Genomic DNA, 12,075 nt, shown 5'->3' with positions numbered 1-12,075 from the left:
ACACTTTATTGAATATAAAAAGATAAAGGATATGCAATGTGCGGTCGCTTTAACGTCACCGATGACCCTTATATGCACGCGCTGTTGGATAGCTTAGGCGTAGATTTAGGCCAACTTCCGATTAGGGTGGGTAACGACATTGCACCCACCGAAACGGTCAGTATTGTGGTGTCGAATGGAAAAGAGACGGTATTGAAAGAAGCCTGCTGGTGGCTGCTGATGCATCATGAAGATGGACGCATTCGCCCACTCACCAAATACGCCAGCTTCAATACCCGTAGCGATAAACTCAATGTCCAAGGCAGCGCAGGTTTTGATGCTTTTCGCCAGACGCGTTGCATTATTCCTGCGTCAGGTTTTGTCGAAACCCAGCAAGGCAATGCCTATGCGATGGATCCCGTGGGGAGTGCCATTGCGTTTGGTGGTTTGTTTCGGCGCTGGATTGATGGGACAACCGGAGAAGAAGTCCTGTCATGCTCAATCGTTACTTTGCCGCCACACCCTAAAATCGCGCCTTACCATGCGAAGTCGATGCCGTTAATACTGCCGCCCGACCCGGATATTCAGAGAAAATGGTTGGCAAGCACCGCAGTGAATGTCGGGGAATTGGAAGCACTGCTCTCGCCGCAATTACCACTGCCATTGAAGGTGACGCCGATAGAAAAAGCGTCTAAGCGTAACCCGATAGGCGAGAGCGTGTTATTGGCAGCTGACTAGGCGGCCATTTTTGATTTCATGGTGTCTGCCACTATGTGTAACAGTGCCACCCAAGCGGCGCGAACTTCTGGAGTAAATTCATCGCCCAGACCGATTTTCAGGGTATGCAGTAAGGCATTGCCGACCGGCGTAAAGTGACTTTTCTTTACCCCGTAGCCTTCATGACGTTGCGCTAACTGATGCAACACAGGCACCAAAGATTCAAGGTCGTTCAGTCCATTGACCGCGGCATGGAGCATCGCCATCAATTTTCTGCCCTGTTGTTTAATGTCCCCTTTAAAGAGCCTTTTAAGGGAAGGATCGTAAGAGAATAAGGTGTCATAAAAAATCTCTGCAGCTTTGAGAGAAATAGGTTCCACCTTGCTAAAACTGGTTTGGATCAGTGTGATTTGTTGTTGTGTTAGCGACATTGCAGTATCCCCAGGGTCTGTTGACCTTTGGTGATGATTTTTGCAGCAGTTTGTTGGGATTTTATGCAAGGCAGAGGCTTCGATGTGTAGTGGCCTACATGAGAAGCCGATAACGCAGCAGAAATTCCCAACAAACGCTGCCCGAAGGGTTCTGCCCTAAGCGTTTTATGCTTTGTTGAGGTGTATTTGCTTAGAATGACTAGGCGGCACACACCTCGCCGCGCCTAAAACGCTTATGGCGAGAACAAAATTTAACCACCAAAGGTCAACAGACCCTTGGACCTTTAATGGTGATGGTGCATTTTGTATGGATCTTTGTTCATATAAACAAGCGTAGAAAAACCTGCTCACATGTCCAATTGATAACTGGCTCAATGCATCAGATCGCCAACAAAATGAAATACGATGCGTATTTGGGGAAGGAAACACAATTTAAAGCTGATAATAATCAATATACCCAAACAACCTGAAGATGCCGGATTCAGCGAGTTTGACTGACGTTGTGATCGCGGCGTCCCTTTGTAGGTGTAGTCACCTCCATCAAAAAGGGACAACAAGGAGCACGACGCCAGTCAACTCGCCCGAAGGGAGGCCCTCAATACGCCCACTTCTTCGTTAAATTCCACGGAAATAGAACAACTATTCCTCGCGAAATTTGCCTTGAATTGAACGCATTGAGGGCCTCTGAATGCGAGCATCTTCAGGTCGTTTGGGTATAATTAACGTTTTCTGTTGGCTATCCTTTTAGGGCTGCGGTAGCTTGATAATGGAGAAAGAAAAGACTGCGTAAACGCGGCGACATGAAAAAGGAGAGACATGTTAAAGCTTGATGATATTTGCTTGCGACCCGCCCGGAATGATGAACGCGATCATTTGTGGCATTTCATTTATGTGCAAAACGAGTGGAAGGCACACGATGCCCCCTATTTTCCGCTCGAGCATCAATCCCGCTTTCAATTCCGACGTCATCTGTTTAAGCGCCTGAAAGAAGCGCAAACCGCGATGGTGATTGACTATAACGGCGAGGCCATTGGTTACCTTTCCTGCTATTGGGAAGATCAGTCGACCCGCTGGCTGGAAGTAGGTATTACGCTTTTCACTTCCCAATACTGGGGAAAACAACTCGGACGTAAAGCGCTGACCCTTTGGATCACCCATCTTTTTGAGCGTTATGACGTCGCCCGTATCGGCCTGACAACGTGGTCGGGTAACCCGCGTATGATGAAATGTGCCGAAGCGCTTGGCCTTCAGGAAGAAGGGCGGATCAGACGGGTTCGCTACTTTGAAGGCAAGTACTACGATTCGCTCCGTTATGGTGTGCTTCGCGAAGAGTGGCAGGCGCAAAGTAAAGGCGATGATACACTTCGCTGTGTTGGATAGCTTTACACTGTAAACATGGAATCTCATATTCACTATCTACGCAAAGGGCAGGGGCGAACGCTCTTGCTTCTTCATGGTTTGGGTTCGAGCAGCGAAGACTGGCAGCATCAAATCGACGCATTCAGCGACCGGTTTGATGTGATTGCACCTGACTTCCCGCTGCACGGCGCCTCACCCGGCGACATTGATACCTTCAGCTTGCCTCACTGTGCAGTCATCATTGCTTCACTGATTGAGCAGCTGGAACTTCGCGATGTACTGGTGGTTGGGGTTTCAATGGGCGGCATGGTCGGTATTGAGTTAGCCACCCGTTTTCCTAAGCATGTTGCAGGGCTATGTGTAGTGAATGCGCTCGCGGAATGTCGCCCGAGAAAGCTCAATGAATGGTGGATGCTGGCTTCAAGACGCTTTTTACTGAAGTTTGTTAGCGTCGAAACCATTGCCAAACTGATGGCGAAGCAACTCCTACCGGGAGATGGTCACGCCCAAACTCGGGATGAGGTGATCAGTCGCTGGTCGAAAAACCACAGGGAAAGCTACATTGCGGCCTTTAATGCCGTGGTGAACTGGGACGCATTGAACAAACTCTCCAAGCTGAAATGTCCGCTGTTTATGCTGACCTCAGAGTTTGATTACACGCCGGTCGCGTCGAAAAAAGTACTCGCTTATCTCTATCCTGATGGGCAATTCGCTTGTCTTCCCAATGCCAGACATCTTGTTCCGATTGAAAAGCCGACTGAGTTCAACGAAGTGCTCAGTCATTGGCTGATTGAACGAACCTAGCGCACCTTTCTCATCCCTTTGGATTGTTCTGCTTCACTCAACTGCTAGAATTCTCGCAACGCATTTCAAAGAAAATGCGATATATATCCAAACGACCTGAATGCTGCATCTTCAAGTTGTTTGGGTATCTACCCAAACAAAAAAGAAACCAAGAGAGTCACCATGAAATTGGAAGCAGTCGACTTCAACGCGCCAGACGCGGCTGAACGTTTTGTTGAATCCCTACGCTCAACAGGATTTGGCGTTCTGAAAAATCACCCAATCAGCCAGAATCTGGTGTCGTCAGTGTATGAAAACTGGCAAGGCTTTTTCGATAGCGAAGAGAAAATGCAATATCGATTCAAGCCAGAAACACAGGACGGATTGTTCCCGGCAGAGGTGTCTGAGGTGGCAAAAGGCCACAAGAAAAGAGACATCAAAGAATTTTTCCATTACTACCCTTGGGGTCAGTGTCCGGATGACCTGAGAGAACAGCTGCAAGGCTACTACGACGAAGCGAACGGTCTGGCGAAAATCCTGCTGGGCTGGGTAGAAGCGCACTCGCCGGAAAATGTATCTTCACTTTACTCGCAATCCCTCTCGAGCATGGTGGATGGCAGCGAGCAGACTTTGCTTCGCGTACTGCACTACCCGCCAATGAAAGGTGATGAAGACCCAGGTGCTATCCGTGCTGCCGCCCATGAAGACATCAATCTGCTGACTATCCTTCCTGCGGCCAATGAGCCAGGCCTGCAAGTATTGGGTAAAGACGGCGAGTGGTTGGATGTGCCTTGTGATTTTGGCTACCTGATTGTCAACATTGGCGACATGCTGCAAGAGGCATCTGGCGGCTACTTCCCGTCAACCACACACCGCGTGGTCAATCCAGAAGGGGCTGACATGACTAAGTCCCGCATTTCCTTGCCTTTGTTCCTGCATCCAAAGCCAGAAGTGGTGCTGTCTGACCGCTATACGGCCAACAGCTATCTGATGGAACGTCTGCGCGAGTTGGGCCTGATCTAACGCTTCAATTCCAAGCTAGATTTATATACCCAAACGACCTGAAAATGCCTGAGTTCAGAGGTCATCAATGCGTTCAATTCGAGGCAAATTTCGCGAGGAATAGTGGTTCTATTTCCGTGGAATTTAACGAAGAAGTGGGCGCATTGAGGCCCTCCCTTCGGGTTAGTTGACTGACGTCGTGCTCTTTGTTGTTCCTTTTTTATGGAGGTGACTACACCGGCAAAGGAGCGCCGCGATCACAACGCCAGTCAAACTCGCTGAATCCTGCATCTTTAGGTTGTTCGGGTATAAGCCGGTGACACGATTCGTGCACCGGCTTTTTTGTTGCTCCAGATCGGGCTTCTTTCTCCCAGAAACCATTAAGTTAGCTTTTTCGCTCAATTGCGTGTCTCAAGAGGAAGATTAGGAATTTTCAACTAGTATTCTATGAGAGGAACAGGAGTCTCAAAAATGCAAAACTCTTTCATGTCACCACTGAAACGAGCCATAAGCAGTATTTTTGGCTTCGATGCAGAACTCGAGTCGGAGGCGAACGCCAAGATCGCCGCCTTGGATAAGTCTCTCGCCATCATCGAATTTGATACCACAGGAAAAATTCTCTCAGCCAACGAGAATTTTCTGAAAGTGATGGGTTATACCCCGGACGAAATCATCGGAAAACATCATTCCTTGTTCGTGGAAAAGGCATTTGCCAGTTCCAGTGAGTACAGGGATTTTTGGCAAAGACTGTCAAACGGTAAGTCAGTGTCCGGTGAGTTCAAGCGAATTGGCAAAAACGGTATCGATGTCTGGATTCAGGCAACTTATAACCCTGTTTATTCGCCCAAAGGAGGTGTCGTGAAAGTGGTGAAATTCGCGACCGATATTACTCAGGAAAAAAATAAGAACCTCGACACCTTGGGGCAGATTAAAGCCATTAACCGCAGTCAGGCGGTGATCGAGTTTGACCTTAAAGGCAATATCCTGCGTGCCAACGAAAACTTCCTGGTTGCCATGGGGTACACCGAAAAAGAGGTGGTGGGCAAACACCATTCCATTTTCGTGGAGCCTGCGACGGTACAGTCTGGAGAATACAAAGGCTTTTGGGCAAAACTGGCCAAAGGTGAATACCAAAGTGCCGTATACAAGCGTGTTGCCAAAGGCGGCAGAGAAGTTTGGATCAGTGCTTCGTACAACCCAATTTTCGATGACAATGGCAAACCATTCAAAGTGGTGAAGTTCGCGACAGATGTGACCGAACAGAAGATGCGTAATGCTGATTTCTCAGGTCAAATCCGAGCTATTGGGAAATCGCAGGCTGTGATCGAATTTGAACTGGACGGCACCATTCGCACCGCCAACGAAAACTTCCTTAACACTGTCGGCTACACACTGGAAGAAGTGCAGGGTAAACATCACTCGATGTTTGCCCCCCCAGGATTGAAAAACTCCCGGGAGTACAAAGAATTCTGGAAATCGCTTGCGGCGGGTGAATTCTTTTCCGGGGAATTCGAGCGCGTCGGAAAAGGCGGCCGCCAAATCTGGATTCAGGCTTCTTATAACCCGATTTTTGACCTTAACGGTAAGCCATTCAAAGTCGTGAAGTATGCGTCTGACATTACCGATCAAAAACTGAAAAATGCCGATTACGAAGGCCAGATTGAAGCCATAGGCAAATCTCAGGCAGTGATTGAATTCAACATGGACGGCACCATTCGCCACGCTAACGAGAATTTCTTGGCAGCGATGGGATACTCCTTGAGCGAAGTGAAAGGGCGTCACCACTCCATGTTTGTTGCCCCTGAATACAAAAACTCAGCCGAGTACAAAGCCTTCTGGGACAAACTCAACCGCGGTGAGTATGAGTCTGCGGAGTTCCAGCGCTTTGCCAAAGGCGGCAGGGAAATTTGGATTCAGGCTTCATACAATCCCATCTGCGACGCCAGTGGCAAGCCATTCAAAGTGGTGAAATATGCCACAGACATTACCGCTAAAAAGCGGGCAGTGGCAAAAATCAGCGCGTGTTTGGTGTCTCTGTCGAAAGGGGATTTGAGCGTATCTATTCCTTCAAAATTGGATGAAGAGTTTGAACCTGTCAGGGAAGCACTGAATTCCACCATCGAGCGATTGAACGAGCTGGTGGTGGATATCAACCGCACGGCGACGTCTGTCAGTAACGCTGCCCGTGAAATCAAGGTGGGTACCAGTGACCTGAGTGATCGCACTGAATCGCAAGCGAGTAGCCTTGAAGAAACTGCTGCCAGCATGCAGGAAATGACCTCTACGGTGCAGCAAAATGCCGATACATCGCAAAGCGCCGTTAAGCAGGCCAGCGAAGCCACCAAAAAGGCTGAGCGAGGCGGCTCGGTGGTGGAAGATGCGGTCAACGCCATGGCTGAAATTGAAAACTCCAGTAAGCAGATTTCAGACATCATTGGCGTCATTAACGAGATTGCTTTCCAGACTAACCTGTTAGCACTGAACGCCGCGGTTGAGGCGGCACGCGCTGGTGAGCAAGGCCGCGGTTTCGCGGTGGTGGCCGGTGAGGTGCGTAACCTTGCCCAGCGAAGTGCCAAAGCCTCGGTGGAGATCAAAGACCTTATCAATGCCAGCGTTAACAAGGTCAAAGACGGTACCCACCTGGTGCGTGAGTCGGGTGAGAACTTGGTAGAAATTGTGGATGCTATTCGCAGTGTATCGTCCATGATCGACAACATGAGCACGGCAACACAGGAACAGTATCAGGGGATCGGTGAAATTAACCGAGCGGTCACCGAAATGGATAACATGACGCAGCAAAATGCCGGGCTTGCTGAAGAAGCAACCGCGGCGAGTGAAAACATGCTGGTGGAAGCAGAAAACCTGCAGGAGCTTGTCAGGTTCTTTAAAACCCGCAGCGCCTGATCTTTCGCGGATAACTAAATAAGCCGGACTCATGTCCGGCTTATTTATTTGTTGCGTATCTTATTGACGAGCTAAGGTTGTGGAAGCTCTCTGCATCTCGTCGTCTCAACGTCTATTTGTCGTTATCGCCGTCATAGAACTCGAATTCAATGTCGTCGTCATCGTCTTCCACATCGTCTTTTGCCTTCGATGCGAACTGGAATTTTGGTTTTGAGGGTGGGCTTTGCACCTCGATATCGTCATCCAGTTCGCGATAGCTGTCATCACTGAATTCGAGGAAGCCATCATCCTCGTCGTCAAGCTCCTCTTCAAGAAGGGAAGCGTCTTGTTCATCTGGAAGGTCAAAGAAGGCGACCATTTCCGTCATGTCTTGTGAAAGGCTCCACATGCCTTCACTGGCGGTGGTGACTTGCTCGACCAGCGCTGCGTTCTTCTGGGTGACGCTGTCCATTTTGGTGATCGAGAGATTCACTTGCTCGATGCCAACACTTTGCTCTTGGGCAGCGTCAGAGATTTCTGCCATTTTGCCGCCCATCTCTTCCACCATAGAAACGATTTCTGCCAGGGTCTTTCCTGAGTTGCTGACATATTCTGCCCCAACTTCTACTTTCTTGTTGCTGGCTTCAATCAGCTCTTTGATCTCTTTGGCTGCGCTGGCTGAGCGTTGGGCCAAGCTTCTGACCTCGCCTGCCACCACGGCAAAACCCCGGCCTTGTTCACCGGCGCGGGCAGCTTCAACAGCAGCATTGAGCGCTAGCAGATTTGTCTGGAAAGCGATCTCATCAATCACGCCAATAATCTCCCCAATTTCGCTACTGGCTGTACTGATATCTTCCATGGCGTTGATAGTGCGGGTAATGGCTTGACCGCCTTCTCGGGCTTTAGCCCGTGCTTTCATGCTGACCAGTTTGGTGGAAAGTGCGTTTTCAGCGCTCTGTTTCACTGTGCTTGTCATTTCTTCCATGCTGCTCGATGTTGCCTGCAGTGAGGTTGCCTGTTCGTCTGTGCGAAGGCTCAGATCCTGATTCCCTGCCACAATTTCCCGTGATGACACAGAAACCGTCCCTGCTGTTTCACGGATACGACGGATCACATCGGTGAGCTTGTCGATGGTCAGGTTGGTGTCTTTCTTGAGCTGGCCGAGTCGACCCGTGTAGTTTTTCTCCATGCGTTCTGTCAGGTTACCCCGCGCCATCGCCGCCAGTATGCGTTGCATGTCTGCCAATGAATCATCAATGTTTTTGGTCAGGGTGTTGAGCCCTTCAGCGAGGTTGTAGAAAAATCCCTGTTTTCCGCTCATCTCAATACGGGCACTGAAATCGCCACGCGCTGCTGCGGAAATGACATTGTCGATTTCCCGTTCAATAGCCACTTCGCTGGTGCGGTCAGTCCATTCGATCACTGTGCCTATGCGTTCACCCTCGTCGTCAAACATTGGCTGAGCACTGATAGCCATCACTTTGGTGCCGACAAAAAACTCACTGGTGAAAGCTTCTGTGATGTTTTCCAGTACTTGTCTCTGATGGTGAGGATCTTTGTGGAACAGGTCGATGGATTGACCGACCACCGAACTAGGGTCGAAGTCTGGAAGTTCTTGCCTGAAATCGTCCGCGGCAGTTTGCAGCATCTCTTTCGCAGCGTTATTCAGGTAGATGACCTGGTGTTCACTGTCAGACATCATGATGTTGTTCGAAACGCAATCCAGCGCTTGTCTGACTCTGGCATTCTCTTCGGCAATGGTTCGTGCTTCCTGCTCAAAAGCCTGTTTAACAAACTCTGCCCTCTCGGCGTTTTCCAATGACGCGTTGGTGGCCTCTTTGATTGAATGCAAATCGCCCTTGTAGTCGCCGTTGATGCGAAGGCTCAAGTCGCCTTCCGCAATGCGTTCCATGACCCTGTTTATTTCGCTGAGCGCGTTTTGGGTTTCTGTCATCAGCGTATTGAATGCTTTGGCGGATTGGCACACTTCATCTGAGCCCCTGACGGGCAGACGGATGGAGTAATCGCCTTCCCTTGAGACGGCTTTCAAGCTTCGCGTCATATTGATAATAGGGCGCGTCACTGATCGGGTAATGGTCAGGGCGATGATTGCCCCCACGACGACGCCAATAATACCGGTAAGCTTTAAAACCTGTGTGATGGAGGCGTTCATTTCCGCCAGTTGCGCGACTTCTTTATTAAGCTGTGCCCGTTGCAGGGCATCCAGGTCTTGCACCAGTTGTTGTGAAAGTACAGAGAGGGGAGAGGCTTTGGTTCCCAGCAGATACTGCGACATGTTCCAGCGTTTGGACTCACGTAATTGATACATCTTGTCTACGTCATCGGCAAAGCGGTCACGCAGCGGTGAATAGCTGTCAAAGAGCTCCCGTTGCTCTCGGGTTAGCAGGTAGCGCTTACTTTCAATGTCATAGAAAGCGTTACTGTTCGCGGTCCAATGCTGGAAATAGGTGGCTTTGTAGTTCTGATTGCCACTGATGAGGTATGAGCGGGCGGAGGCAAAAGCGAGAGAAAGCGAGGCACTTGAGTGGGCAAAGACACCGAGCAACTTCTTTCTCTCAGGTGTAGACGGTAGAGATTGTTCCAGTTGGGCGAGTTGATTGATGTCATCAAGCATTCTCATCGCGACGGGAGAAATATCCAATTTGAACATCTTCATCGCGGGTTGCTCATCTTCGGTATGGGCAATTTGTTCTGCTTCGTCCTGAGCACTTCGGTACTGTTTCAGGCTGACTTCCAGCGCGGACAGTTTTTCGGCATAGCCCACGATATGTTGATTGTTTAACGTATTTTCTTTGAGGACAGCCATTTGCTGGTCAATGCTGTCCCAAACTTCCTGACGCTGTGTTTTCAGCTTTTCATCGCCCAGCACCAGATATCCGCGCAAAATGGCAAGAGACTTATTGATTTCCCCTACCAGACCGCTGGCAGCCAATGTGCTGGGAAATGTTGAATTGACCAGCTCATTTTCCAATGCCTGCAGGTTGCGTAATCTGTCATTTGAGATGACCACGGCTGTGACAAGAATGGCCAGGATTAATCCAAAGCCAAATGCCAAGCGTTTACCTATCGTGATGCGAAATATTTTATGGTTCATCTTTGCTCACTCTATCTGCTGCATTTACTCGCTAAGGAGAACAATCAGTTTGCGGTCGATCAGGTCGACCATGGCATAAACATCTGACGGTGTTTTTGGGCGCTGATAAGTCCGGTTGCTGTAGAAGTCACCAAAGCTGTTTTCGGGTTCCATGACGGAAAGGGTGGCGGCAATGGTGTCAAGGCAGGAGCCTGCTAACAGAAAAACTTCAGCGGGGATGGCTTGCGCTTTTTCGCGGGTGACACGTTCAACAAGATCAATGCCGTAGTCGTCGGCGAGTTGGTCGATGCGGTTGGCTAGTTGGCTCAGGGCGACGAAGACTTGCTCGGGTGTGTAGCCCTGCACGGGAATGATTTTTCTTGGCAATGAAGAGGCGAGTTCAGGTTTGTATCGGTAGGCATAGTGCATCACGATGGCATCAACATTTTTAACCAGCGAGAACACCTCGGTAGGGGTCAGCTCCCCGTAACGGTCCGAATAACCATAGGCCTTGGTGTCATGTGTATTCGCAAAGGCTGGGCACGCCATAAAAATCACAAGACTTAGATAGCAGGCTGTAACCCACCTGCCGAAACACGGCATCTGACAAAGCATCTGGTTCTTTAATTGCAGCACTTCTTTCATCACCACATTTGCCATTTCTGAGATTGATACGATTGAATCAATAACGTGACTTTGGTTCACATTTAAGTCTAGACCGATATGGCAAAGCGTGTGGTAGCAGGCTTTTCTCTAACTCCCTGTTTATGAAAGAGTCCTTGGAGGTTGAAGAGTGGGAGTTTGAAAAACAAAAAGCCGCATTAAAAAGCGGCTTCGTCGGCAGCGGCAATTTGCTGTAGCCAGCGCCCCAGTTTCAAGATTTCTGGCTGCCTTGCGCGGTGTTTTTTGTAGACGAAATAGAGGCTGTCTCCGGTAGGAATTTCATGCAGGGGAATACGTACCAGCTGTTCGCGGTCTATCTCGTTCATAAAGTAGTGGTTGAGCAGGGTGACGCCATGGGAATAGCGCGCCGCTTCTGTCGCGAGCAACATATGGCTGAAGGTGTGAATTTTTACGTCTCTGGGCAGTGTGTAGCCTCCGACCTTACACCACTCTTTCCAGTCGTTTTCCATCAAGGATCTTACAGACAGCAAAGGATATTCCCAAAGCGCATCAGGCAAGGGTTTGTCTTTGATTTGTTGCCAGATTTTGGTGCTGCACACAGGGTAAATGTATTCGGTATACAAAAGCTCGTATTCGTAGTTTTTACCGGGCGCAAAGTCGGTGATAAAGCAGTCGCCCATTTTGTCTGAGAGATCCGGGCGATGAGCGTACATCTCAAGGGAAAGATCGATTTCAGGGTGCTTGGTGCGAAAATCTGAAAGTTGGGGCATGAGCCATTTCACCGCAAGCGAGCTAAACACTGCCAGACGAAGATTGCCAGAAACCCCCTCTCGAACCTGAAGACTGGCGCGGGCAATGGCCTGGAGTGGGTCGCCAATATCGTCATAGTAACGTTGCCCCACCGGGGTTAAGTGCAAGTTCCGACCCTGGCGTTCAAAAAGGGACTCTCCCAGAAAATCTTCCAGTAAACGGATCTGGTGGCTGACGGCACTTTGGGTCACGTTCAAAGACTCTGCTGCGCGCGAGAAGCTATTCAAGCGGGCAGTGGCTTCGAAATATTGAACGGCTCGGAGCGGTGGAAGTTTCATTATCTAAAAAACTCATAGAACCTGAATAATCATCATTATACGTCATGAAAAACTGCCGCTACTATAAGGATTCTGTGAGCTATGTTGCTTTTTCTCGCTTAAAGGAGGAATTAGG

The 12,075-nt window shown here is 49.4% G+C and carries 9 protein-coding genes; 5 read left to right on the top strand and 4 right to left on the bottom strand.

Annotated elements, in window-relative coordinates; all coding sequences use genetic code 11:
- Positions 1 to 36: 36 nt before the first annotated feature.
- On the top strand, positions 37 to 717 hold the full coding sequence (locus QL223_RS08755; protein ID WP_281544508.1) for an SOS response-associated peptidase family protein: 681 nt from the start codon (positions 37 to 39) through the stop codon (positions 715 to 717).
- Here QL223_RS08755 and QL223_RS08750 read toward each other — a convergent pair.
- The gene (locus QL223_RS08750; RefSeq protein ID WP_002542566.1) at positions 714 to 1,127 is read right to left on the bottom strand and encodes a globin family protein; all 414 of its coding nucleotides are present in this window, start codon (positions 1,125 to 1,127) and stop codon (positions 714 to 716) included. The genes QL223_RS08755 and QL223_RS08750 overlap by 4 nt on opposite strands.
- A gap of 816 nt (positions 1,128 to 1,943) precedes the next feature.
- On the opposite strand from QL223_RS08750, the gene QL223_RS08745 reads away from it, so the two are divergent.
- The 4 genes from QL223_RS08745 to QL223_RS08730 all read left to right on the top strand — a co-directional run bounded on the left by QL223_RS08745 (position 1,944) and on the right by QL223_RS08730 (position 7,175).
- Entirely contained in the window at positions 1,944 to 2,507 is a 564-nt protein-coding gene (locus QL223_RS08745; protein ID WP_046303930.1) for a GNAT family protein, read from the top strand.
- Between the two features lie 15 nt (positions 2,508 to 2,522).
- Entirely contained in the window at positions 2,523 to 3,290 is a 768-nt protein-coding gene (locus tag QL223_RS08740) for an alpha/beta hydrolase (protein WP_281544507.1), read from the top strand.
- A gap of 162 nt (positions 3,291 to 3,452) precedes the next feature.
- The gene (locus tag QL223_RS08735; RefSeq protein WP_281544506.1) at positions 3,453 to 4,292 is read left to right on the top strand and encodes a 2OG-Fe(II) oxygenase family protein; all 840 of its coding nucleotides are present in this window, start codon (positions 3,453 to 3,455) and stop codon (positions 4,290 to 4,292) included.
- A 450-nt stretch (positions 4,293 to 4,742) separates the two neighbouring features.
- Positions 4,743 to 7,175, top strand: coding sequence for a methyl-accepting chemotaxis protein (locus QL223_RS08730; protein WP_281544505.1), 2,433 nt, complete (start codon positions 4,743 to 4,745; stop codon positions 7,173 to 7,175).
- A gap of 112 nt (positions 7,176 to 7,287) precedes the next feature.
- Here the strand turns inward: QL223_RS08730 and QL223_RS08725 are convergent, their stop codons facing one another.
- From QL223_RS08725 to QL223_RS08715, 3 genes are all read right to left on the bottom strand, one after another.
- Entirely contained in the window at positions 7,288 to 10,269 is a 2,982-nt protein-coding gene (locus tag QL223_RS08725) for a methyl-accepting chemotaxis protein (RefSeq protein WP_281544504.1), read from the bottom strand.
- A gap of 24 nt (positions 10,270 to 10,293) precedes the next feature.
- The gene (locus QL223_RS08720; RefSeq protein ID WP_281544503.1) at positions 10,294 to 10,893 is read right to left on the bottom strand and encodes a hypothetical protein; all 600 of its coding nucleotides are present in this window, start codon (positions 10,891 to 10,893) and stop codon (positions 10,294 to 10,296) included.
- Positions 10,894 to 11,069: 176 nt separating this feature from the next.
- Positions 11,070 to 11,960 (bottom strand): LysR substrate-binding domain-containing protein, encoded by an 891-nt coding sequence (locus tag QL223_RS08715; protein ID WP_002540600.1) that lies wholly within the window; start codon positions 11,958 to 11,960, stop codon positions 11,070 to 11,072.
- Positions 11,961 to 12,075: the final 115 nt, after the last annotated feature.

It is taken from the genome of Grimontia sp. SpTr1 (genome assembly GCF_947387585.1).
GTDB lineage: Bacteria > Pseudomonadota > Gammaproteobacteria > Enterobacterales > Vibrionaceae > Enterovibrio > Enterovibrio indicus.
The sequence above is the reverse complement of the archived record's forward strand: the minus strand, read 5'-3'. Positions and strand labels throughout refer to the sequence as shown.

Bases quoted from the DNA above. Each gene is read 5' to 3' on its own strand.
- QL223_RS08745 (WP_046303930.1), top strand. From the start codon at position 1,944: ATGTTAAAGCTTGATGATATTTGCTTGCGACCCGCCCGGAATGATGAA.
- QL223_RS08755 (WP_281544508.1), top strand. From the start codon at position 37: ATGTGCGGTCGCTTTAACGTCACCGATGACCCTTATATGCACGCGCTG.
- QL223_RS08730 (WP_281544505.1), top strand. From the start codon at position 4,743: ATGCAAAACTCTTTCATGTCACCACTGAAACGAGCCATAAGCAGTATT.
- QL223_RS08725 (WP_281544504.1), bottom strand. From the start codon at position 10,269: ATGAACCATAAAATATTTCGCATCACGATAGGTAAACGCTTGGCATTT.
- QL223_RS08715 (WP_002540600.1), bottom strand. From the start codon at position 11,960: ATGAAACTTCCACCGCTCCGAGCCGTTCAATATTTCGAAGCCACTGCC.
- QL223_RS08750 (WP_002542566.1), bottom strand. From the start codon at position 1,127: ATGTCGCTAACACAACAACAAATCACACTGATCCAAACCAGTTTTAGC.
- QL223_RS08720 (WP_281544503.1), bottom strand. From the start codon at position 10,893: ATGAAAGAAGTGCTGCAATTAAAGAACCAGATGCTTTGTCAGATGCCG.
- QL223_RS08740 (WP_281544507.1), top strand. From the start codon at position 2,523: ATGGAATCTCATATTCACTATCTACGCAAAGGGCAGGGGCGAACGCTC.
- QL223_RS08735 (WP_281544506.1), top strand. From the start codon at position 3,453: ATGAAATTGGAAGCAGTCGACTTCAACGCGCCAGACGCGGCTGAACGT.